Origin of the sequence: Coprococcus sp. AF38-1 (assembly GCF_003603945.1) — a bacterium.
GTDB classification, from domain to species: Bacteria; Bacillota; Clostridia; order Lachnospirales; family Lachnospiraceae; genus Coprococcus; species Coprococcus aceti.
Genome location: NZ_QVGO01000004.1, coordinates 217,628 through 241,770, shown reverse-complemented (window position 1 = coordinate 241,770; position 24,143 = coordinate 217,628). Strand labels below are relative to the sequence as shown.

Sequence of the window (24,143 nt, the reverse complement as noted above, 5' to 3'; positions counted from 1 at the left end):
TATAAGGGGAGTAGAATTGTTTTGAAGATTAGAGAGAAAAAGGATGCTCAGGGCAAAAAGCAGAAAAATAAATATTCTCTGCGCGCGAGGCTGCGAGGCTGGTTTCATCATGGCAGATTTATAGGATTTGACATACAGTCAATAATCATGGCGGTGCTCACAGGACTGACGATAACCACAACTGTTGTTATGGGGTTTCTTATTTACAATAGATTCAAGCTTGCGATAAAGCAGACTGCAGTGTCAAATGCAGAAAGCATGATAGAGAGTACTGTGGATAAAGTGGATACAGACCTGGCAGGTATCAGACAGATATCTAATGGAGTGAATTATAACATTATCCAGGAATATGACATCTCCAGTCAGGAGTTCAGCAGACAGTTCAGCCTTTTATATGAGGTGAATGTTGACAAAGTGCAGAGTATGGCGTTGTACGACAATTCCGGGAAGCTTATTGCTGCGGAGCCGGTTGCAGTGCAGAAGGATAAGGTTAATGTGGAGGAACAGGAATGGTACAAGAATGCATCTGAAGATATAGAGAATATGCACTTTTCTACACCTCATATACAAGATCTGTTTCAAGATGGCGCCAACAGGTATTATTGGGTCATATCCCTCAGCCGTTCTGTTGATATCAATGATGGAGATAAGCCGGTAAACGGCGTGCTTCTGATAGATATGAAGTATTCCGTGATCGAGGAGGCTCTTTCAAGGATCAATGATTCTTCAAGTGAGACTTATTATTATCTGTGCAACCGTGACGGAGATATCATATACCATCCGCGAAGAGCAGAGATAGACAGAGGCTTTTTCACAGAGGAAAGTACAGAGGCAGCGGTATACGATGACGGTACATATGAGATCAAGATGACGGGTGGCACAGAAAATGTTGTTGTCAGCAGTATAGCCTACACTGGATGGAAGATCATAGGAGTTGTCCCGGAAAGTGTTCAGACTGCCAGCATCAATCAGTACAGATATTACATCATAACTACGGTTGTGATATTGCTTATGATGCTCTTGTGGGTGAACAGGATCATAACAAAGAAAATCTCAAAGCCTATACTTAAGCTGAATGAATCAGTAAAGTCATATGAGACAGGTGGAACCACGGATATATATATTGGAGGATCTTCCGAGATAAGACATCTGGGATATTCGGTCAAGAAATCCTATGAGCAGATAGAGGTTCTGATGCAGGAGATAATCAGACAGCAGAATGAGCGGAGAAAGAGTGAGATGGATGCGCTCCAGAGTCAGATCAATCCGCATTTCCTGTATAATACACTGGAGTCCATAACATGGATGGTGGAGGCGAACAGAAATACAGATGCAGTATTTATGATATCTGAGCTTGCAAAGCTGCTGAGGATAAGTCTGTCAAAAGGCAGAACTGTCATAAGGATAGCGGACGAGATCCAGCACAGCACGAGTTACATGAACATACAGAAGGTAAGATATAAAGAAAGATTTGCTACAGAATTTATCATAGACGAAGAGATAAATGACTATTGTACAGTTAAACTTATCGTGCAGCCAATCCTGGAAAATGCAATATACTACGGTGTGGGCAACATGGATGAGGACGATGGCGGCAAGATAACTGTCCGCGGTGAGAAGAAGGGCAATGACATCTACATTTCAGTTGAGGATAATGGCATGGGTATGTCGGAGGATGTTGTCCGGAACATCCTTGTGGACAACAATAAGGTGCCAAAGCATGGCTCCGGAGTGGGTGTTATCAATGTTCACTCCAGGATAAAGCTGATGTTTGGCAGCGAATATGGATTAAAGGTGTACAGTGAGCCGGACGAGGGAACAAAGGTTGTCATTCACATTCCAGCCATTCCTTACACGGAGGAGAACAGAGAGAGACTTGAGAGGCAGGATTTTGGAAGGGGGATGGCGACAGATGAAGAAGAGTAAGATAACATTCCTGATCGCGGAGCTGTTTTTGGTTGTAATAGCCGGATTCTTTATACACCAGATATTCCGGGAAAATGTACCTCAGAAAAGAGTAGCGGTCATACTTTCAAATTCCGGTGATAAGAGGTGGGATGGACTTATAAATGGACTTAAACAATCAGCAAATGTCAATGATGTCCATCTTATCATATGCAACACCGATGATATCGAGTCAGCCCAGGATGAGAAGGAGCTAATAGATGAACAGCTTGAAAATGATGTAGATGCATTCATAATTTGTCCTGCACCGGGCGAGGATACATCGGATATGCTGGGACAGCTTGGCGATGTACCATTTGTACTTATAACCCAGGATGTATACAGTGAAGATGGCGCCTCGGGATTTGTCACGATAAAACCTGATAACTACAAGATAGGATATACCCTTGGAGAACAGATCAGGGCAAATGATGCGGACGGACTCCGTGGCAAAAGCATAGGCATTATAACCGGATATTCCCAGACAGAGGGAAGTGTGAGCGGAAAAGCAGGACTTATGGATGCGATAGAAGGAACCGGATGCGAGGTGAGCTGGGTGTACAGCCGATGTGGCAATCAGAACATATGTGACATTGTGGATATTCTGGGAAAGGTGGACTACATGGTTGTGATGGACACATATGCGATCGATGAGATAGGAGAGAATGCGGATAACGGTATGTACAATGGCGCCCAGATATATGGAATGGGGACCAGCGTAAAATCTGTGGCGCTGCTTGATGCGGGCAAGATAAAGTGCCTTGTTATTCCGGATGGATACGGTGTTGGCTATGCCAGTGTGACAGAGGTAGTAAAAGGTCTGAACAGCAGGTTGTATACGATGAAGAGTCGGGAGGAGGGCATAAAGATAATATACAGTGACGATTTGTTCTCCGATGATGTAGAGAGGTTTTTATATTCATATGAGTAGACAGAAACGAAGAAAAATATATGTGCTTTTGCTGGCAGCTGCGATGATAGTCTCGCTTATGGGCTGCGGCAGCAGCAATAAAAAATCAAACAAAACCATGAGAGTCGGGGTGGTCACTTATACAGCAGATGATCCATTCATAAATGCCATGATTGAAAAGGTGAAATCTCAGCTTAAGACTATGGAGACCACAAACATGAATGTGATAGTATCGGTGAGAAGTGGTGATAATGATCAGCGTGAGCAGGATGAGATAGTTGATGAGATGATAGATGCAGGCTGCGATGTGCTGTGTGTAAATCTTGTAGACAGAACCGCACCGGCAAATATTATCAAGTCAGCAAGGCAGAGTGATATACCAGTGATCTTTTTCAACAGAGAGCCGGTGCGTGATGACCTGATGCAGTGGGAAAAGCTCTACTATGTTGGCTGTGACGCAAAAGAATCCGGTGATATGCAGGGTGAGATTGCGGCAAATTATATAAAGAAGCACAGCGAAGTGGATCGCAACGGTGATGGCAAGATACAGTATGTTCTTCTGGAGGGGGAGGCCGGACATCAGGATGCCATAAGCAGAACCGACTGTTCGGTGAAGACCATCATGGATAAGGGAGTGGATCTTGAGAAGCTCAGTTATCAGTTTGCAGACTGGAACAGAGGTCAGGCGGAGAACAGAATGACTCAGCTTATAAGTCAGTATGGCAGTCAGATAGAGCTTGTCATATCCAACAATGATGAGATGGCACTGGGCGCAGTTGAGGCGTACGATAACTCAAGTATAAGCCGGGACAAATGGCCTGTGATCTTTGGAATAGACGGACTTGATGATGCTCTCCAGGCGATAAAGCAGGGAAACATGCAGGGAACAGTTTATAATGACAAGGAGGCCCAGGCGGGAGAGATAGCGCGGTTGGCAGTTGATCTCTTCAAGGGAAACAGCATTGATGATCATAATCTTGAAGAGGGCAAATATTACGTGTCGCCTTACTGGAAGGTCGATGTTGACAGCGTGGATGATTTCCTGCACAGATAAAGGTAACCAACTGATACATGAGTAAACAATCGAGAATTAAAAGCATATATAATTGGAGAAGATCTGTCTGGAAAAATTATCAAGAATTAATGTAGAGATACAGATCCGATTATATATTCGGGAAGGATGCATATGGAAAATAGCTGGATAGAAGAATTTTACAAAGAGACGGATGCAGATAAGAGACTTGAACTGCTGGAAAATAACAGCACGGATATGGATGGTGACAGCGCCGGTTCGTCTACTGCCTTCCGTCAGAGATTGTGGACAGCGAGATATGGCAAGAGAAAGCCGAAGAATGATGCATTTGTGGGCTGCCTTATGGAGCTCAAATACATATCGGAGGGCGGTTCTGTTGACATCGGAGGTCAGAAAAAGAAACAGGCTGTGGAGATCATAAGCAAGCTCTGCCTGTTCGACGCAGACAGGAGAAGTGCCGAGGAACAGGAGATACTGCTTTATGAGCTCAAGAATGCGTTTCTCAAGTTCATCGAGGTGAGCAGAGGCGGCAGAGGTTTCACATCCATAGCATTTGGCATGGGGCAGCTCTCGGATGAGGGCGTGGCGAAGAAGATCGCAGATCAGATAAGCTCCATCGCATTTGACGCGCCGCACATGCTGCACATGGACAAGGAATTTGCCATACTTCAGAGTGCCGCACTGGCGGCGTTCAGGCAGGAGTATCCTAACAGGGAGCATTTCTTAAGAAAATGATAGCATAGACGGAATGGCTATGCGTGAACAGATCAAAAGACCATCATGTATTTAGTGTTAAAATGCATGATGGTCTTATCTATTGTACCTGTTTTGGCGTTATCTCATGAATGTATGGATTCGAAGATAGAATAAGTATCATCAGAATCCTTGTTGTTCATAAATATCACTTCATCCCTTGTCTTTATCATGATGATGGGATAACTGTCTGCGTATACATACAGCTCACATTTGCCGTAGGTGCTGCTCTTGAAATGGCCGATCAGGTATTCATCGGTGGCACCTCCGTTTGTGCGAACAAAATCATCGTCTGGCAGTTCATCCAGAAGCTGAACCTCCTCGATGTCATCAAAATATATCTCCGATGAGTATATGGCAGCAGACACTGTGAGTTTGTTGGAGTCAAGATGAGTGTCGATATGCACGTTTATGAATGGCACAAGCACGCCTATCGTCCAGACAATGCAGGCGGTGATAAGGATATATGTAAGTCCTGTAAAAATCTTTGCGCTCCTGGTGGCATAGTTAAATGTATAATTTCCACTCTGCAATCTGTTCTGAACCAGCACATGCGGGTCGGAAGGATTGTAGTAATATCCGGTTTTCCAGTATTCGTCGTCATCCACGTAGAGAGGCTGGGTGTCGGCGGCCAAGAGTTCACGTTTTCTGCTTTGTGCCATGAGGAGAGGTGCAAACAATCCGATGGCAGCAAGAGTCTGGATAAATATATAGACATAGAGTGCGGAGCTGCACAGCGAGACATCTACAAGCGCACCCTTGAAATTTAGGATATCAGAAAGCGAAATTTGCCGGGACTTACTGGCTGATGATATGCAATGAATCAGGGTGTCAATAGTGATATATACCCATGCGACAGCATTTGTTGCCGAAAGAATCAGCATTGCTAGTCCCTTGTATATCTTCATGGTTCTGTTGACGGTCTGGTTGAGCTGGGTATCCGAGCTGTACACAGTTCGCTCGTGCCGGTTTACATATATGTGGAATATCATGGATGTAAGTGACATCAGGACGGAGCAGAGTCCCATTATTATCATTGTGGTTGATATGACCGCACTTTTCCCTATCACAAATGGCACTAGGCAAATGAGCTCTACAAGGATTATTATTCCATGATAATTGAAACTGATCTCACTTTTGCCGATCTGGGTTGACACATTTGTATCAATGTAGCGTTTTCTTTTCTGAGCAGGGATTATCCAGTCATTTTTCATCTTAAGGGCATACATTTTCCTGTGCGCGGAGTTGTTTGCATATGTTATAAGGAAACAGAATGCGATCATCCAGACAGTGTATGCCAGTACGAATATAATGATCTCCCAGAACACGACAAAGCACAGGGCTGTTCCAAGGATGAGATTTATCCAGATAATCCGGTTCATCTTACGTCTGGCAGCAGCAACAATATTCAGGACGGTTTCGTCTTCACTGTGTTCCTTTGGAATGTGGACACCCAGGAGCATTCCCTCGGTATACGAATAATTACTTGTATATACGAACTTCATTATGAGCAGTATGAAGAAGTTCATAAACAGGAATATGATAAATAATGCTATGCTCATATGTTGCTCCTTTCTAGTAATTTAAGTGGATATTTGGATTGGAGAAGACTTCATTTTGGAATATACTTCATCGCACAACTTGAGGAAATCATCCCGGTTCATTCCGGTTATGCTTGCCTCGGCGGACAGAAGTTCCAACTCTGACTCCAGCTTGTCACGGAACTCGGCGTTCATATTGATATTTTCTGATACAAATGCTCCAAGCCTTCTGTCAGTTCTGATATATCCCTCATTTTTTAGTATCTGGTATGTCTTATTCACAGTCATTGTGTTCACGCCGGCATCCGCCGCAAGCTGTCTTACAGTGGGAAGCTTTTCACCTGACTGTATCTCGCCTTTGCCGATTCCCTTTACTATCTGATTGCGCAGCTGTACGTATATGGGTGTGTCACTGCTCATGTCAAGCTCTATGATCATGTGGTGTCCCTTCTTTTTTGTATTATCTGTATTATAATATATAATACAGACTCCGCGATAAGTCAACTATTAGAAACCGCCGTATAAATAAAAATCATCCGTGAGTAAGTTGATTACCCACAGATGATCCTTATATCTTGTTAAATTTTATTTTTGTGTAGCTGATTTTTGCAGTTCCAATAAACGTTCATTTGAAATGATTTTTTCGGAAAAAGACTTTCTGATCAATTCAAAATCTGCTCCATTTGAAAAAAGACTGAGTATATTTTTCTCATCTTCCAGTCTTTTGAGTTTTTGAGATGGGGTTTCTTCCACTGTACCACCCATGATACTCACCATCCTTTCCTCATATTCATTGCCATCCGCAATATGTTTAATGATCCTGTTTATATAATTCATTATATCTAAAAGTTCTTCCGGTGACAATTCATTATTCTGGTAAAGTTTTGTAAGTTCGGTTCTAAAGTATAACAGATCAGATAATGCAGAATCGATATTGCCCTTATTGCAGATTTCATTCTCATATCTCGTTATGTAAAATGGAATATAAGGAAACAGTCTATCAGAAATCATGTCTTCCTTGGAAATATCCTTTAGCAAGATATTTTTACAATCATAATTTACGGATTCCCCATTTGGAAATTTCAATGTGATCTCTGTATATAAAGGAGTATGTTCACTGCTCTTAATATATACAACTACATATGCAGGCATATTTAAAATAACCCTTCCGTTTTCCCATACGGCATTATTCCTAGCAGACAGGAATGCATATTCGGCAATTCTGATCGCCATGGTGCCATCTTCATAGCTTTGGCATTCAATCAGGTAGGTATCACCGCAAATACTCATCAATAGATCGGATTCACGTTCCTCGATTTTGTCAGCATCTGGGTTTTCAATGTAACTGTCAGTAGGTAAGATTGTTGGAACAATATTCAATGGATATGATTTGTTAAATGCTTTGTTGATCAGTGATATAAACAGACGCTTGTGATTGTATTTTAGAGTCTTGAAAATATCATCGTAGTCATTGTTATTTTTAGGCATATACTTCCTCCTGTGTAAGATTGTTCCGGCCGGTAGGCACACTTTATAGCAATAAAAACAGGAAGTCAATAGATTTAGGCAAATGCGCTTATAAAGCGCAAAAATGACGTTCAGAGTGGAATTATCTAGGGAAAAAGGGGTAGATTTTACATTTTGTAAAATGGTTATTGAAAGAAATACTATTTGAGAAAAATAGAAATGCAGCTATAAAAAGGCTGATGATGTGAGTATCAGCCCTTTTATAACTAAAAACATTTATTTTGGATGGGTCGTATCAACTTTGTTTACATGATCTTTTAATACCAGATTTATATATTGGCTGAAAGATCTGTCATCATTTTCGGCCAGTTGTCTTATTCTTTCTACTAGATCTTCATCGAGAGTAATACTTACTTTATTCTTTAATGGTTTCATTTAATCACCTGCCTTTTTTGTAATATAGCATTGAGGTGTACTTTATATTGAAAAGTAGGATGAAGTATGATAAGGTAGGATAAAGCGAAAGCGAAAATAATATACTTTTAAGGAGGGGAGAATATGTCTGAAATGGGAACCAAAGCTGCAGCAGAATTATGGGGAGTAACCCAAAGACGAGTTCAAGACTTTTGTAGAAATACAAATGATCCACGGATAACTCAGGACAAAAAGGGTTCACCATATCATATACCGGTTAATTACCCGAATCCATTTAAAGAAAAATAATAGGAGGAATCACAAATGAGAAGATTTATAAAAAAGCAATGTATAATTATGGCTACCTTGTGTATGGCATTGGGGATAGTCGGATGTGGGGGTAGCAATAGCGGTAATGATGCAAAATCCGCTACTCAGGCTACAGTACAAGAAAATAAGGATGAAGCAAAAAATGTGTATAAAGAGTTGAACGATGCTGTGACAGACATCGATGCTTTGGCAGACGATATATTAAATATTTGGCATTATGCTATATTTGATGCATCGGGATACACGGATTTGTATGAAATTAGCGTCAATATGGGTGTAGATTATAGTACATTGGTAGAGGTAAATAATAAAACAAATTATTTGAGTGTAGTATATATTGGTGACAAACTTGAAGGATCATTAACATCATTTTCAGATGCAATTGCATGCTATATTGATTGTAGGCAAACAGATGGTAGTATTGATAAAATAAATCAGTCCTTGAATAATGTAAAAGATAGTATAAAAAGTATACCAGAGTCAGCGTCATATTATTCAAAATTAAAAGAATACTATATTGAGGCAAACAGTTTCTATGAATTCTGTGTAAGTCCAACCGGTAATTATGATGATGCAGGAAATAAGGTTGAGGAATTTAGGTCGAAATGTCAGGGGTATAAGTCAGATTTATCTTTTGATTTAGAATAAAATATCATTCAAAGTTATGCATAACCCACTTGTGAAATTCAATTTAGCAAGTGGGTTATTTTAGATTCATATCGTTTTCAATTGCATTATTGGTCTTGATGTGATATTTGTACAGATAAGGACGAGGTGTTAAAGCTCATGAGCGTATTGACGCAGGACGAAAGATTTGAACAGGCGCAGGCTAACGGAAATAAATGAGAAACTGAACATATCAGTGGAGAAAGTCCAGAAGATAGCCGACACACTATAGGAGATGAAAAACATGCAGATACACACACTTATATCTTCGGAAAATGGTCCGATCATCCTCTGGGTCATGTACCCACACAGGGGAGATGAACTGGAGCACACAGCGGATTCTATCAGAGAACTGGTGGGAGAAGAACAGTTTACACTTGTTGCGATACAGATAGATGACTGGAACAGGGATCTCTCACCGTGGAGATCAGATGAGGTCGACGGATCATTTGCCGGAGAGGCGGGACGGACACTGGATTATATAGAACAGCAGGTCGTCCCACAGTTGGATATTCAAAGTCAGGCGAACAGACCTCTTTATATCATTGGATACTCGCTTGCCGGGCTTTTTGCACTTTGGGCAATGTATCAGACTGATATATTTGCCGGGTGTGCCACATGTTCAGGTTCAATGTGGTATCCGGGATTTGTGGAATATGTAAACAGCCAGCCAACACTTGCGAATAAACGTATATACATCAGCCTCGGCGGTAAGGAATCGAGAACGTCAGACAGACTTATGGCAACTGTGGCGGATCGAACAAAGGAGATTTGCGAACTTCTCAAAAAAGACAATGATGTTATATATGAGATAAATCCAGGTGGACATTTTGCCGATTCCGGGAAGAGGCTGGCGAAGGCTGTGAAGTGGATAGGGAAAGCAAGAGAATAACCAAAAGCACAGGAGAACACATATATACAATCGTTCACTGGCAGAACGATACGAGGCATAACATATACCGGATAGATATATATTTTTATCGGAATAGATGATAATATATGGGGCAGACATATGGAGTAGATAGATTAATGGCAGACACGATCCGGTAAGTATATGCAGCGAAAAATTAGATCGTGGTAAGCCGGAAAGAAGGGCAACATGGGTAAACAGACAAAGAAAAAGAAAAGCACAGGAGCGGCAAAGGAGATATTTGCAAAGCCCCCAGGAAGGCTCGGCAAATGGAATGTGATAGCATTTGCAGTGCTTGTTGTGGGAGAGCTTATATACTATTATGCGGCAATACCGGCGATCAACATACAGAGTACAAGTTTCTGGGTATGGATGGTCATTTCAGTTGCGCTTGTTGGCTTTTGTACGCTTGATTTCACGGTGGAGAGTAATGACACCAGAAGTGTCGCAACGAAAGCAACGAAACCGGCAGCATGGATAGTAGTAATAATGATAGCGGTCGGACTCATTATGGTGGCGGCGTCATCCAAGCTGTTTTGTGCATCAAAGTATGCAAGTCTCATCAATATAGAGGATGGAGATTTCCAGACAGATATCCCGGAGAGCAGGCAGATAAATGACATTGCGCTGATGGATACAAGCACAGCGAGGATCATAGGTGAGAGAGCCGTCGGTTCACTCTCGGATGTGGTCAGCCAGTACGAGGTCAGCGGCAATTACAGCACTATAGATTATAATGGCGCGCCGATGAAAGTCGCAGCACTCAATTATGCGGGCTTCATCAAATATATGAACAACAGGAAGAACGGAATCCCGGGTTATGTTCTTGTCGATCCGGTAAAGAATGAGGCACACTATATACAGACTGAAAAGCCTATAGTGTATTCACCTTCAGCGTATTTCAACAAGAATCTGTACAGACATGTCCAGATGGCTTATCCGACATATATATTTGAAGGTTTCTATCTGGAGCTCAATGACGATGGCAATCCATATTACATCTGTCCGGTTCTTGAGTCGCATGCAGGACTCTTCGGTGCAAAGGATGTAAAGGGCGTGGTTATATGCGATCCGTGTACGGGCGATACAGAGTACCATGAAGTCAGTGATGTTCCACACTGGGTGGACCGTGTATATGATGGCGACCTGGTGTGCCAGAAATACGACTGGTACGGCGAGCTCTCAGGCGGCTACTGGAACAGTGTATTTGGCAATAAGGGCTGCAAGAGGACTACGGATGATTATGGTTACAAGGTTATGGACGGCGATGTGTGGGTATATACAGGTGTCACATCGGTAAATGGTGACGAGTCCAACATAGGATTTGCTCTGATGAATCTCCGGACAGGAGAGAGCAAATATTATAAGGTGGCAGGTGCAGAGGAATACTCAGCCATGTCATCGGCAGAGGGACAGGTACAGCATCTTGGTTATAAGGCATCCTTCCCATCACTCATCAATATCAGCGGAATACCAACCTACATCATGGTCTTAAAGGACAACGGTGGCCTGGTAAAGATGTATGCGCTTGTCGATGTGGAGAAGTACAATATTGTAGCTACAGGCACTACCCAGAAGGACGCACTTGCGGCATACAACAAGCTGCTGGCAGAGAACGGACTTAAGAGTACGCAGAGCATGACGGACGATATACCAAACAGACAGATCACGGTAGCTGATATCAAATATATCAACATGGATGAGACGACATATGTGTATATCACGGATGAAAATGGCAATGTATACAAGCAGGATTTCTCAGAGAACGAGGAACTGATATTTATACAGAGCGGGGATAAAATAAAAGTATTTTATCAGGAATCAGACAACGGAATAAATGACATAATATCTGTTGAGAGATAGATTTATTCACTAAATAAAGGCTCTCCCTGTGATAAACAGGGGGAGCTTTTTGCATGATAATGTGGTATTATAGAAATATATTATTGAGAATAAATCTATATAACTGATTAATTATGATTGACAAGGGGGTTATTATCATGGATAAAAAGGCGATCTACAGTTTATCATACGGGATTTTCATGTTGTCCACAAAGCTGGGCGACAAGGCAAATGGCTGCATCATCAACACCTGTATACAGGTGGCGAACAATCCAACGCGGGTTGCGATATCGGTTCTCAACACGAATTACACATGTGATCTGCTCAAGGAGAGTGGTGTGTTTGCCCTCAGTGTACTTGACGAGCAGTGTACATTTGACTCGATAAAGCACTTCGGTTTCCAGTCGGGAAGAGACGTGGACAAAACCTCCGGAATAAAGATGCCGGAGGATGTCAACGGAATCCCTTACATGGGCTGGTATGCCTGCGCGGTTATCAGTGGCAAGGTAGTTGAGAGCCATGATCTCGGAACGCACACGTTGTTCATCGCGGAGGTGGTTGATGCAAAGATGCTGTCAGACAAGGCTCCTCTCACATATGCTGATTATCAGGCACATGTAAAGCCAAAGGCAGACAAGCCTCCTAAGACAGATAAGAAGATAGTGGGATGGCGCTGCAAGATATGTAACTATGTATATGAAGGAAGTGAGCTCCCGGCAGATTATGTATGTCCTCTGTGTGGACACGGAGCAGACGACTTTGAACCTATATATGAGTAATGTAAGATATGCCGTTATCGGCAAGAAATGAACGGTTTCAAATCTTGAAAAAGTTGATTTCTTGCCGGTAACGGCATATACTATCTATATACAAAACACTGTGCAGATGATAAAAGCCCATTGCGTAAAAGGAGGGATTTTCATGGGTTATATTTCAGTTGCAGAGACTGCAAAAAAATGGAATGTGTCAGAACGAACCGTTAGAAATTACTGCGCTCATGATAAGATTCCTGGGGCTTTTCTGACGGGAAAGACGTGGAATATACCGGATTCTGCGCAGAAACCAATGCGTCAATCTGCGGGAGAAGAGAACCGGGATCTGCTGACTGTGCTGAGAGAAGAGAAAAAAAATGGAATTAAAGGTGGCATTTATCATAAGATACAGGTGGATCTCACTTACAATTCCAATCATATAGAGGGCAGCAGGCTCAGTCATGATCAGACACGGTATATATATGAGACAAATACTATAGGCGTGAGTGATCAGGCGATAAATGTTGACGATATAGTCGAGACGACCAATCATTTCAGGTGTATAGATCTGGTGATCGATGATGCAAAGAACTTATTAAGTGAGAAAATGATAAAGGAGCTGCATTTGATTCTAAAGAATGGAACTCAGGACTCACGAAAAGAATGGTTTGCGGTGGGAGATTACAAGAAAGTTCCGAATGAGGTGGGCGGTCATGATACGGCTTTGCCGGAAGAAGTTCCAGAGAAAATGAAAAATCTCCTTGCAAGATACCGCAAGCTCAATGAAAAGACACTAGATGATATTCTGGATTTTCACCATGAATTTGAAAGTATTCATCCGTTTCAAGATGGCAATGGCAGGGTTGGCAGGCTGATATTGTTCAAGGAGTGTCTGAAATATGATATAGTTCCATTTATCATAGATGAAGATCTCAAATGGTATTACTATAGAGGACTTTCAGAATGGAATAGAGAAAGAGGATATCTGCGGGATACCTGCCTTACTGCGCAGGATAAGTTTAAAAAGTACCTGGACTATTTCAGGATACAGCACAGAGATTAAAATAATGGAGGAAATTATGGACAGAGAAAGAATGATGAAGAACGTAGCAGAGATATTCAGCCGAGGTGCGGTGGACAAGAATCTTCCGGCATGGGTAAATATGCGTCACGCCTGGAAAGCAAGTGATGCGGCGAGAGACAGAGGGCTTGAATATCCGGCAAATGTTGTACAGATAAAGAATCTGGATTACAAAAAGGAGCTTGATGAGGTCCGTTTCAATGAGCTGATTGAAACATGGGACAAAGGTGTAGAGAGGAACATTATATTCTTTGCCGATTCCGGGGATGCCGCAGACGTGGATTCTGCAAGCTATACATCTAACAGCTACATGGATATCTGCGTTCCAATATCGTATATGACAGATGAAAACAGAAAATATCCGGTGATAGTGAGCGTGCATGGCGGAGGTTGGTTCTATGGTGACAAGGAACTGTACAGCCACTATAGCTGCCTTCTTGCGGAGCACGGGTATGTGGTGGTGAACTTCAACTATAGATTGTCACCGCAGAACAAATATCCTGCGGCCATAGAGGATGTGGCGTATCTCATTCGGTATATCCATGAGAATGCGCAGACACTTGGAATAGACATGGACAATCTCTACATGGTCGGTGATTCGGCGGGGGCACAGCTCACGGCAAATTATTGCATCATAGCATCAAACAGCGATTACAGGGCAAAGCTTGATTTCTTCACATATGACCTACTGCCTAAGAAGGTATGCCTTAACTGTGGTGCATACAAGATGGCAGAAAGAAATGACAATATATCCGCATGGTATCTGAGAAATGATGTGGATGATGACCAGAATAGTGACGGAAAAACAAGTTCACACGACAAAGCTGAAAAATGTGAAAGTAAGAAAATAAGCCAGGCATATGCTGTGGCTGAGGAACAATACAAGCTGTTTATGGATCAGCTTGATTATGTAAATGCTGAGTTTCCGGAGGCGTATCTCATGTACAGTGTAAATGATGATCTGGCATCACATACAAAAGCGTTGGATGAGGTGCTGAACAAAGTTGGAGTTGCACATATCACAAAAGCGTATGGACAGAACAATCCTGACAGCGGCCATGTATTCCATATGAATATGTACAATCCAGAGGGAATACTCTGTAACGAGGATGAGTGTGCATTTATGAAATAAAAAAACTGTTTGACAACACGACATCAGAATGCTATCCTAAAAATCAGATAAAGGCAAAGACAGGAAGGAGTACTTAAGTCACTGTCACTTCAGAGAGTAGGCGTTTGGTGCGAGCCTATAGGACACCTTAAGGAAGCAGTCCCCGAGCTGTGACCGCGAAAGTTTTCCGGGTAGTGGTCAACGGAAGGTTCCACGTTATAGGAACAACGATAGTGATGGCTGTCGGCTGAGAGCAGGAATAAGTTCCTGAATTTAGGTGGTAACACGGACAAGAAAGTTCGCCCTAAGCATATTATAAGTATGCTTAGGGCTTTTATTTTGCGTTTTCAGGGTGACAAGCGGCTGCGATGCGCGAGCTTGTTCGCGGGCATCGGCAGACAATTGTCACCCGCGCGCGACATGAAACACGAAGCCCGGTAGGGCGGAGTGTGAATGTCGTGCAGAGATTACGGGAGCATCGAAGATGCGGAGTAATCTCGAAGAAAACGCAAAGGAAAGCCGGAAAGCAAGCGGCTGCGATGCGCGAGCTTGCTCGCGGGCATCGGCAGATGCGGAGTAATCTCGAAGAAAACGCAAGTTAAAACCAACGATCAGCAAACACAGACAACAAGGGATCAAGAGATATAAAGGAGTGTGTATCATGAGAAAATTCGAAAAATCATCAAAGCTTGACAATGTGTGTTACGACATAAGAGGTCCTGTTATGGACGAGGCAAACAGAATGGTGGCTGAAGGGGTAAATGTCCTCAAGCTGAACATAGGAAATCCTGCACCGCACGGACTTATGGCACCTGATGAAGTTGTAAGGGATATGGCATATAACCTCAGAGATACCGAGGGATATTCGGATTCAAAGGGACTTTTCTCTGCAAGAAAGGCGATCATGCAGTATTGCCAGCTGAAGAATATTCCAAATGTGGGAATCGATGACATATATACAGGAAATGGAGTCAGCGAACTTATCACCATGTCCATGCAGGGACTGCTTGATTCGGGAGATGAGATACTTGTCCCGATGCCTGACTATCCGTTGTGGACGGCTTCTGTTAACCTGGCAGGAGGAACAGCGGTTCATTATCTTTGTGATGAGCAGTCCAACTGGTATCCGGATATAGAAGATATCAAGAAAAAGATAACATCAAGAACAAAAGGAATCGTAGTCATCAACCCTAACAACCCTACAGGAGCTCTCTATCCAAAGGAGGTTCTTGAGCAGATAGTTCAGGTTGCAAGGGAGAATGAGCTTATCCTTTTTGCTGATGAGATATATGACAGACTTGTCATGGATGATAAAGAGCATGTGGCTCTGGCTTCACTGGCACCTGACCTTTTCACCATAAGCTTTAACGGACTGAGCAAGTCTCACCGAGTTGCAGGTTACAGAGTTGGCTGGATGTGTCTGTGTGGAAACAAGAGCAATGTGAAGGGATACATAGAGGGACTTAACCTCCTGTCATCCATGAGACTTTGCTCGAATGTTCCTGCTCAGAGTATAGTTCAGACCTGTCTTGGAGGCTACCAGAGTGCAGATGAGCTGCTTCTGCCTGGAGGAAGGATCTATGATCAGAGAGAGTATATTTATAAAGCACTCTGTGATATACCGGGAATAAGTGTGGTTAAGCCGGAGGCAGCGTTCTACATATTCCCGAAACTTGACAAGGAGAAGTTCAACATCACAAATGATGAACAGTTCGCTCTTGATCTTTTGAGGGATAAGCACATCCTCGTCACATGTGGAACGGGATTTAACTGGAAGGATCCGGATCACTTCAGAATAGTATATCTTCCGAATATGGAGATACTCAAGGCAGCAACAGCAAAGCTGGCTGATTTCCTGAGCTATTACCACCAGTAAAAGAAATTATATAACAAGGCTGTATCTGAGAAGCTGCCAGTGGCATGTATTTTAGAAATATGAATACATATGTGCTATTGCAATACAGATACAGTCTTGTTTTTATATTATTTGGTTGAGTGGAATGATGCAAGTTACAGCATATAAGCAGTTTTGCGGGTCTATTATGCAGAAACCATTATATTTTTCTACAGAATTTTTTACATTTTTCAGACCATATCCATGGATAAAGTCAAAATCATTGTCTGAAGAATGTTTTTTCGAAGCATTATAAGAATTTTCAACATAAATGGTGAATGTATTTCTTATAGTTTGTAGCTTGACTGTAATTACCGCATTTTCAACATCATTACATGCGGTTATGGCATTGTCGAAAAGATTACCTAAAACTATAGTCAGGTCATAATCTGTAAGAGGTATCTGAGTAGTACTCAGTTTTATACTTGTATCAAGAGTTATATGGTATTTGTCAGCCACTTCTTTCAGGTTACTCACAAATGAATCTATTACCAGGTTGCCTGTGTTTATATAACAGTATCTGGATTTGAGATCGTTTAAAGTATCATTAGTATAAGGAATGACTGCGTCATAATTTTTATTTTTTATACAATTTTGTATATATATAAAGTGTTTATTTGTATCATGCATAAAACTGCGGAGACTTTTATAAGCCTCTCCAAGTTGAACGTATTTGTTTTGTTGGAATTCAATCTGTCTTGATAATTGTTCTGTTTGCGCTTGTAATTCTTCCTTTTTAGATATTTCATTGATCAGGAAGAAATTAACAATATTTATAGTAAGCAGTAAATTTATAAGATTGCTATAAGCTCGAGGATTTGTCTTGTTAAAGGCAAATATATCAGGGGTTATTAAAATTATGAGAGATATGACAGGAATTACCACAATAGCTGAAATATCAATAATTGACAGTGATATATGAATCTTTCTAAATATAATTGTAACAAGCAGAACAAATATGAGACAATAAAAATCAGAAAGAGAAAAAACAGAATTGAAAACGGCAACAGGGATTGTGTCGTTTTCAATATTTGTTGCAAGAAAGCGATTTATAGTTGAATATGACATATTTTCGCATAGCATAGTAATTGTCACAAAGGAAATAGATGTAAATAATCTTGATGTGATTGTGGCAGTAAATAAAAGTGAAAGAATGGTAGTTAATAAAAAGGAAAGAGAAACTCTCATAACAGTTGCTTTCATGGATACATCTCCGGAAAGTGGGAGAACAATAATATTTTGTAGCATTTCAACTCCCCAGATTATAAAAATACCAAAAATAAAGTTATAATTAAATCGTCTTTTGTCGTTGAATATAACATAAAAAAATATATACATATCTGCACTGTATAAAAGCGTTGGCATAATATCAAAAATAATGTCCATTGTATTTACCCTTTCATATCTGAGATGATTTGCTTTGCAAAAAAAGTTCTGAATTTTTTTAGGTTTCTTCTAGAAATATTGATTACGTCTCCATTATCAAGACCTAACAACTTATCGTTAAAGTGGGTTATATGCTTTGTATTTACCAGAGTGCTTTGATTGGTTAAAATAAATCCATGTTCAGCAAGAGAGGTTGCCAATGATGATAACGCTCCACGACCAATTATTTGAGAATCGCGTAGTGTATAAATAAGATGGAGTTTTTGGCTCTTGCTTGTACGAATGTAGATTACATCATTCACATTTACAAGAAGTTTTTCATTATATGTATCTACTACTATGCGTATATTGTTCTTGCTTTGCATATATGTTAAAAGGTCAGACATAATATTTTGAAAAATATTGTAGGAAACAGGTTTTATAAGATATTGAAAAGGATGAACCTGAAAGCTATCATGCATATAGCTTGGATATGAAGTCACAAATACAATGTATACATCATCTGAATATTTTTTCCTTATATGTTTGGAAATCTCTAAACCATCCATATTTGGCATATCAATGTCAAGAAATACAATGTTGTATTTGTTTGTTTCAAATGAAGACAAAAATTTAGAACTGTCTGTAAAAGTGTGAATTTCACAGTCGATATCAAATTGTATTTGATATGAAATCAAGTATTTTTTTATTGAATAAATTGATGATACTTCATCGTCACAAATTGCTATATTAATATTTTTAAGAGACATTTTTTATATTCCTTATATATCCTGCAAGTAAACTTAATGTACATATTAATACACACAATGTAATAGTTTGTGTATGCTGATTGGATTTATTGTACCATAATATAAGTTGGATTCCACATATTAATATTACGGTAATCCTGGCTTTCTTTTGTAGACTGATTTTGTCTGAGATGTTAAATCTTTTATTTTCTGTATCAACAGGTGAAACTATCATAATTATGGCAATGCAGACAAAAAATATGATTGCTTGAATAGTTTCTGAATGTTCAAATGATAATTGTGGAAATAATACCACAATTATCATGATTCCATATGACAAGATGGTGCACCGCAAAGGTGTTGATGCGTGATAGCCACCTGCAAAATAGCGCAATGGCATAGTTATTATTATGAATAGAACAGATGTAATTAATCTATGAAAAATAATCCCTGTGGCAAGTGTTATAAGGTCAAAAATAATTTCTTCAAATACACATGAGAAAAGGTAGGAATATATATTTCTTTCTTTATCTGTAATTATTTTTTCTTTGATAAGGTAATTAGAAATCTTCAAACATATATAATTAATCATAAAATACTCTCCCTAATATTGATATCAAATGAGTAAAGTTAATGATAGCACGAGTGACGTATGTAGCAATAGGAATGGAGTAAACGGTCAAAATTAAGGAGTATGTGGTAATAAATTACCGTTCACTCCTTAATTTTGACCAATTAGTCCATTTTGAAAAAATAGTCGAAAAATGCATTTATAATAACCTTATAAACATAGTTGTCGATTGTATAGCAGTAGAAAGGAGGATATGTATTGTGAGAAAATTACTTGTCAAGGCAGGAAGATTATTATGTGCATGCTCAGTGGTAATATCCCCACTTGTTGTGGAAGGATGCAAGACTAGATATTATCAGCCGAAGGAGCCGGATGGCTTAGAAGAGTTTGCTAAAAAAAGTAGACAATAATTTGAATTTAGGAGGATATGCATATGAGGATGTTTAAGAGAATGATTGTATGCGTGATGACAGCGGTAATGACGATATCATGTATGCCTGGGGTGAGTGCACTTGCGGGGGAGAGCGAGACCACAATGGCAGAAGAGCTAGCTGTAGAAAATAATAGTGTTGCAAGAGCGGTTGCATCATATTATTATGACTATGATTGCACTAGTTATACTAAAGTAGGACATGTAACAACGGCAGGTACAACTATGACACTGATATATAATGCTTCAACGAAAGGAAAAGTGAAAATAACAGTAAAGGATTCCAGTGGAAATATTAAAAAGAATGTACTAAAAATATAGCTCCGTCATAATTTGACGGGGCTAATTGTGTATAGCGGGGGGGACATATGAAAACAAACTTATTTCTGATAACAAAATACTGGAGATATCATAAAAAGCAGTTTGCGAGCATGCTTACCTCGATAGTGATATTAACGGCTTTCCTGTTGATTGCACTTTTGATGGAGAGAACAGAATGTAGACGGCAGTATGATGACAAGCTGCGGGGAAGTAGTAAGACATTTTACCTGTATAGCAATCTTGGCAGTGATGCATATGAGGAGATGTCACAAGACAAAAGGGTCAGCATGATCGGGCGTACGGCTATATGTGGAAAGCTGGGAAATGACAAAACACAGTATACATATGGTACATATATTGACGATACGGCAGAGGAGCTTGAGTATGTAAAGCTTTCGTCGGGAAGATTCCCTGAAAAAACCGGGGAGGCAGCAGTGTACGATTATGTGTTGGAGGATATGTTTTTTACTGTTGATCCTGACTCGTATGTTGGAAAGGAAGTAACATTTGACAGTTACGATTTGGATGATACATATCTGTTGAGAACAGGTAGACATGTGGGACAGATTACGTTTACTATCACAGGTGTATTGTGTACAGACAGCAGAAGAGATCTTAAGGAGAACAGAGTAGACTGGGGATCTGACCTTTCGGAAGTACAGATGCCAACTATATATCTGTGGCGGGATGACTGTGATTTGGATGAGAATACATTCGTATATACTGCTGTCTCACTGTATGGTGATGACGAGATAACAGAGCAGTCGGAGAGCGCTATGGAAGAGTTTGCGCAGGATTATTATGACAAAACTGGAATATGGCCAAGATCCGGCCGCAGCAGATCGGCTGCAGAAGATATCTGCAACATTACCCTTGGAAACGAGAAGCTTAACAGCGAAAGTTATCTGTCGGACTCTGTCCAGGGAATACTATATTTCAGTGTTATTGCTGTGATCTTGTCGGCTATATCCCTGTTTGGCGTGATGATAACTGTTATGAGCGAGAGGCAGAAATCCCTGGATATCGTGAGAGATATAGGAGCCAGCCGGATGAAAGTGGCTTGGATACATATATTGGAATGGGGAATCCTGCTGGTTTCAGGAGTGATATGCGGTGGAGTCGTTGGAATCACTGTATATGAGGTCATACTCGAGATTCAAAGTCGTTTTCTGAGGCTGCCTAAATTGCGCGGTTATACAGTGGAGTGGTGTGTACAGCAGATTACAGAAAATCCATTTGTAATCTCTGTTGTGTGTGCAACAGGTACATTTACTCTTGGATATTTACTTTTTTATATATACCTTCATATAAAATCAAGAAGACTTATAAGAAGAGATCGTGTGAGATCATTCGGGAGAATCAAATCGGTGGTTTCCGGTATTCCATTTGCAAATATAATGCAGATGTTGTCTGTTGCCCTGATCCTGTTTGCGGCGGTGATGTGCTACGCATTCTGCTCTATGGACGGCAAGGGAAAAGGATATTTTCACAATGATGATCTGGACAGAGACACATATTATACATATGGACAATTGGATATGGAAACCAGTGATGTAGATATATGCCTTTATGATCAGGGGTCGGGGATTACTGGTGGAGTATTGCTTACAGATACAGGACTTACTGAGGATGGGCGCAAGAGCATTGCGGATATGAACGAAGTAAAGTCAATAGAGAGTTTCTCCACAAACGATGGCTTTGATATATTTTATGATAGAAATGACGAGGATATTCCGGATGGATTGTGGCAGGCGGAGGTCCAGTTTCCGGAAGATACAGAAGAATTCTATCATGCAGACGATAGATTTTATTTCAACGTTCCAGCGATATGGCTGGATGATAACGGAATGAGAAAGCTGGATAAATATGTAAAAGAGGGGTCAATAGGTACCCATGAAAATGGTGTGGCGTGTGTTGAATATGAATATGACGGAATGACCGCGGAGTCGCCATATAAGATAGGCGATGTAATGCATACAATGACAGTGAACGGAAAAGGCGAATACAAGGAGACTGTTGAAATCGTGGATGCGATAATTGTGATTCCGGAGACCACAAAGGAGAGCGATCCGATATTGTATGCAGGTCTTGGCAGAGCTTCACAGTATGGATATGCAATAGTGGCCTCACAGGACACAGCAGTCAGTATTGGGATGTTTAAGACATGTTATGACGTTACATATATATCTCTAAGCAACAGGGGAGATATTGATAGAGTTGTATCCAGGTTTGCTGACATATTGGACTCTTCAATGGAACTCAGGATACGAACGATAGATGAGTGTGATAAGGAGTATCGTGAGGCATATATATCACAGTATGCGAGCACAATATGTCTGTTCTTTATTCTTCTTATCATGGCGGCATGGGGATATTGGGAACTTGTCACCATGCGTTACCAGAATGGCAGGCGGAACGTGGCGATCATGCGGGCTCTTGGAATGGAGAAGCACTCATGGAACATGACGTTTATATGGTATAACATAAGAAATGCCCTGGTATCATGTGCTGTCGGAGCCGGTATGGTGTATGGCATGAGATGGCTTTTGCGCTACAAGTACGAACAGGCGCTAAACATGTTCAACTGGCCGGAGACAGATTTATGGAACGTCGATGCAGATGTTATAAAAGAGGTAACGAGACTCCAGCATGTATTTCTATTCGACAGCGAGATATTTGTTGTCCCTGTGGGAAGAGCGTTGGTACTGATAGGAACATTCCTTGTTGTGATTTCGACGATTATTACGGTGCTGGTCATTCATAAGAAGAAATCGGAAGAGATAATTGATGATCTGGCTGAAAAAGAGTAAGGGGGACGATGCATATGATTCAGATAAAGGATTTAAATAAGACGTATGGTGAAGGAACAAATGCTGTTCATGCACTTCGCAACTGTAACGTGGAATTTGAGTATGGAAAATTTACGGCGATTATAGGAACATCAGGCAGTGGAAAGTCAACATTGCTGCATCTGATGGGCGGACTGGATACAAAGGCAGAAGGAGAGATATTCTATGATGATGAAGATATACTCAGATATTCAGATGCACAGCTTGCAAAATTCCGCAGAAAAAATATAGGTTTCGTATTCCAGTTCTTCAATCTGGTGCCAGAGCTGACAGCAAAGGAAAATATATTCCTGCCAATGATGATAGATAAGGTTAAGGTAGATGAGGAGTACTTTGATAAGCTTACTGAAAAACTTGGAATTTCAGAGAGACTGACACATTATCCGTCACAGTTGTCCGGTGGACAGCAGCAGAGGGTTGCGATAGCCAGAGCGCTCATACACAAACCAAAAGTGTTGCTCTGCGATGAACCTACCGGAAATCTGGACTCTCAATCAGGAAAAGAAGTCCTGAGACTGCTTAGAGAACTGCAGAGTGAAGATAGACAGACTATAATTATGGTTACTCACGATGGAAATATAGCAGATCAGGCCGATCGTATCGTAAGGATAGAAGATGGACAGATAAAATGTGTATAATATTCACACAATTATATACATAAAAGACAAGTTGATGGTAAAACGCAACAACAATGACAATAAAATTAATAAATTGTCAAAAAATATGTTGACGATTTGCCTTGCATCATGTATAATAAAGGTACATTAAAGAACGGCCATTTGAAAAAGATACAGATGGCACACCATAGATTGTCACCCGTGACACGTAACATGTACGAAGTTATCTCAGAGATTTATAGAATCGTGAAAAAGACTTTACACATGGTGCGCAGGAAACAGAGATCCGTGGTACAAGTTCACGAAAGGAGGAGGTTCCGTTGGAGACAATTGAAGAACATTTTTATCATGATGGTAACTCAGAACTGGGAAGTTGTTTCCACACGAGATGCCTTTAAGATAAATCTTGAATCAGTCCACATGTAGATGCTGTATATAGCATGATTGAAGTGCCAGGACGCAGGTATTTGATACCAGATTTGATCCATCGTGATTGTTCACAACACAAGATATGAGTGGTGTTTCAAGGGCATCAGGTCATATCACATACCGCAAGACCAGTGCTTATAAGAGGTTGGTACATATACAAGTTC

The 24,143-nt window shown here is 40.8% G+C and carries 23 protein-coding genes and 1 other annotated feature; of the genes, 16 read left to right on the top strand and 7 right to left on the bottom strand.

The window, feature by feature from the left end; genetic code table 11:
- The first annotated feature begins 21 nt into the window (after positions 1–21).
- The 4 genes from DW025_RS07395 to DW025_RS07380 all read left to right on the top strand — a co-directional run bounded on the left by DW025_RS07395 (position 22) and on the right by DW025_RS07380 (position 4,622).
- Positions 22–1,926, top strand: coding sequence for a cache domain-containing sensor histidine kinase (locus DW025_RS07395; RefSeq protein ID WP_118017063.1), 1,905 nt, complete (start codon positions 22–24; stop codon positions 1,924–1,926).
- Positions 1,913–2,875 carry a substrate-binding domain-containing protein gene (locus tag DW025_RS07390; RefSeq protein ID WP_119999409.1) on the top strand — a complete coding sequence of 321 codons (963 nt, stop codon included), beginning with the start codon at positions 1,913–1,915 and terminating at the stop codon, positions 2,873–2,875. Before DW025_RS07395 ends, DW025_RS07390 begins: the two co-directional genes overlap by 14 nt.
- A complete protein-coding gene (locus tag DW025_RS07385) occupies positions 2,868–3,908 on the top strand; it encodes a galactose ABC transporter substrate-binding protein (protein WP_119999408.1) in 1,041 nt (346 codons plus the stop codon). The genes DW025_RS07390 and DW025_RS07385 overlap by 8 nt, the downstream gene beginning before the upstream one ends.
- Positions 3,909–4,040: 132 nt before the next feature.
- Positions 4,041–4,622, top strand: coding sequence for a DUF6553 family protein (locus DW025_RS07380; protein WP_118757924.1), 582 nt, complete (start codon positions 4,041–4,043; stop codon positions 4,620–4,622).
- Between the two features lie 104 nt (positions 4,623–4,726).
- Here the strand turns inward: DW025_RS07380 and DW025_RS07375 are convergent, their stop codons facing one another.
- From DW025_RS07375 to DW025_RS15475, 4 genes are all read right to left on the bottom strand, one after another.
- Positions 4,727–6,202, bottom strand: a complete 1,476-nt coding sequence (locus tag DW025_RS07375; RefSeq protein WP_119999406.1) for a PH domain-containing protein — start codon at positions 6,200–6,202, stop codon at positions 4,727–4,729.
- A 21-nt stretch (positions 6,203–6,223) separates the two neighbouring features.
- Positions 6,224–6,619: a GntR family transcriptional regulator gene (locus DW025_RS07370; RefSeq protein WP_119999404.1), complete on the bottom strand. Its 396-nt coding sequence runs from the start codon at positions 6,617–6,619 to the stop codon at positions 6,224–6,226.
- Between the two features lie 147 nt (positions 6,620–6,766).
- Complete coding sequence (locus tag DW025_RS07365) at positions 6,767–7,669, bottom strand: hypothetical protein (protein WP_119999402.1); 903 nt, start codon at positions 7,667–7,669, stop codon at positions 6,767–6,769.
- A gap of 255 nt (positions 7,670–7,924) precedes the next feature.
- Complete coding sequence (locus tag DW025_RS15475) at positions 7,925–8,083, bottom strand: ribbon-helix-helix protein, CopG family (RefSeq protein ID WP_119999400.1); 159 nt, start codon at positions 8,081–8,083, stop codon at positions 7,925–7,927.
- A gap of 123 nt (positions 8,084–8,206) precedes the next feature.
- Between DW025_RS15475 and DW025_RS07355 the strand changes: the two genes are divergently transcribed.
- From DW025_RS07355 to DW025_RS07320, 8 genes are all read left to right on the top strand, one after another.
- Positions 8,207–8,371, top strand: a complete 165-nt coding sequence (locus tag DW025_RS07355) for a DNA-binding protein (protein WP_119999398.1) — start codon at positions 8,207–8,209, stop codon at positions 8,369–8,371.
- Between the two features lie 15 nt (positions 8,372–8,386).
- On the top strand, positions 8,387–9,040 hold the full coding sequence (locus DW025_RS07350) for a hypothetical protein (protein WP_119999396.1): 654 nt from the start codon (positions 8,387–8,389) through the stop codon (positions 9,038–9,040).
- 262 nt (positions 9,041–9,302) lie between these two features.
- Complete coding sequence (locus tag DW025_RS07345; RefSeq protein WP_165854765.1) at positions 9,303–9,950, top strand: alpha/beta hydrolase-fold protein; 648 nt, start codon at positions 9,303–9,305, stop codon at positions 9,948–9,950.
- Between the two features lie 207 nt (positions 9,951–10,157).
- Positions 10,158–11,831 carry a hypothetical protein gene (locus DW025_RS07340; protein ID WP_119999393.1) on the top strand — a complete coding sequence of 558 codons (1,674 nt, stop codon included), beginning with the start codon at positions 10,158–10,160 and terminating at the stop codon, positions 11,829–11,831.
- A gap of 137 nt (positions 11,832–11,968) precedes the next feature.
- On the top strand, positions 11,969–12,589 hold the full coding sequence (locus DW025_RS07335; protein ID WP_117875314.1) for a flavin reductase: 621 nt from the start codon (positions 11,969–11,971) through the stop codon (positions 12,587–12,589).
- Between the two features lie 142 nt (positions 12,590–12,731).
- Positions 12,732–13,625, top strand: coding sequence for a Fic family protein (locus tag DW025_RS07330; protein WP_022217426.1), 894 nt, complete (start codon positions 12,732–12,734; stop codon positions 13,623–13,625).
- A 16-nt stretch (positions 13,626–13,641) separates the two neighbouring features.
- Positions 13,642–14,775: an alpha/beta hydrolase gene (locus tag DW025_RS07325; protein WP_119999391.1), complete on the top strand. Its 1,134-nt coding sequence runs from the start codon at positions 13,642–13,644 to the stop codon at positions 14,773–14,775.
- A 47-nt stretch (positions 14,776–14,822) separates the two neighbouring features.
- Positions 14,823–15,064: a binding site (T-box leader), on the top strand.
- A gap of 351 nt (positions 15,065–15,415) precedes the next feature.
- Positions 15,416–16,630 carry an aminotransferase class I/II-fold pyridoxal phosphate-dependent enzyme gene (locus DW025_RS07320; RefSeq protein WP_055146066.1) on the top strand — a complete coding sequence of 405 codons (1,215 nt, stop codon included), beginning with the start codon at positions 15,416–15,418 and terminating at the stop codon, positions 16,628–16,630.
- 102 nt (positions 16,631–16,732) lie between these two features.
- On the opposite strand, the gene DW025_RS07315 is transcribed toward DW025_RS07320, so the two are convergent.
- From DW025_RS07315 to DW025_RS07305, 3 genes are read right to left on the bottom strand one after another with little or no spacing between them, the layout of a single operon-like run.
- Positions 16,733–18,034, bottom strand: coding sequence for a sensor histidine kinase (locus tag DW025_RS07315; protein WP_119999389.1), 1,302 nt, complete (start codon positions 18,032–18,034; stop codon positions 16,733–16,735).
- Between the two features lie 5 nt (positions 18,035–18,039).
- Positions 18,040–18,783 (bottom strand): LytR/AlgR family response regulator transcription factor, encoded by a 744-nt coding sequence (locus tag DW025_RS07310; RefSeq protein ID WP_118757931.1) that lies wholly within the window; start codon positions 18,781–18,783, stop codon positions 18,040–18,042.
- Positions 18,773–19,354: an accessory gene regulator ArgB-like protein gene (locus tag DW025_RS07305; RefSeq protein ID WP_117549850.1), complete on the bottom strand. Its 582-nt coding sequence runs from the start codon at positions 19,352–19,354 to the stop codon at positions 18,773–18,775. The genes DW025_RS07310 and DW025_RS07305 overlap by 11 nt, the downstream gene beginning before the upstream one ends.
- A 239-nt stretch (positions 19,355–19,593) precedes the next feature.
- On the opposite strand from DW025_RS07305, the gene DW025_RS14840 reads away from it, so the two are divergent.
- Genes DW025_RS14840 through DW025_RS07290 form a run of 4 tightly spaced genes read left to right on the top strand, consistent with a single transcriptional unit; the run spans position 19,594 to position 23,571 of the window.
- A complete protein-coding gene (locus DW025_RS14840; RefSeq protein WP_158547594.1) occupies positions 19,594–19,743 on the top strand; it encodes a hypothetical protein in 150 nt (49 codons plus the stop codon).
- Positions 19,744–19,766: 23 nt separating this feature from the next.
- Complete coding sequence (locus DW025_RS07300) at positions 19,767–20,084, top strand: hypothetical protein (RefSeq protein WP_117549848.1); 318 nt, start codon at positions 19,767–19,769, stop codon at positions 20,082–20,084.
- Between the two features lie 47 nt (positions 20,085–20,131).
- Positions 20,132–22,894: an FtsX-like permease family protein gene (locus tag DW025_RS07295; RefSeq protein WP_117549846.1), complete on the top strand. Its 2,763-nt coding sequence runs from the start codon at positions 20,132–20,134 to the stop codon at positions 22,892–22,894.
- A gap of 8 nt (positions 22,895–22,902) precedes the next feature.
- Positions 22,903–23,571, top strand: a complete 669-nt coding sequence (locus tag DW025_RS07290) for an ABC transporter ATP-binding protein (RefSeq protein ID WP_119999387.1) — start codon at positions 22,903–22,905, stop codon at positions 23,569–23,571.
- Positions 23,572–24,143: the final 572 nt, after the last annotated feature.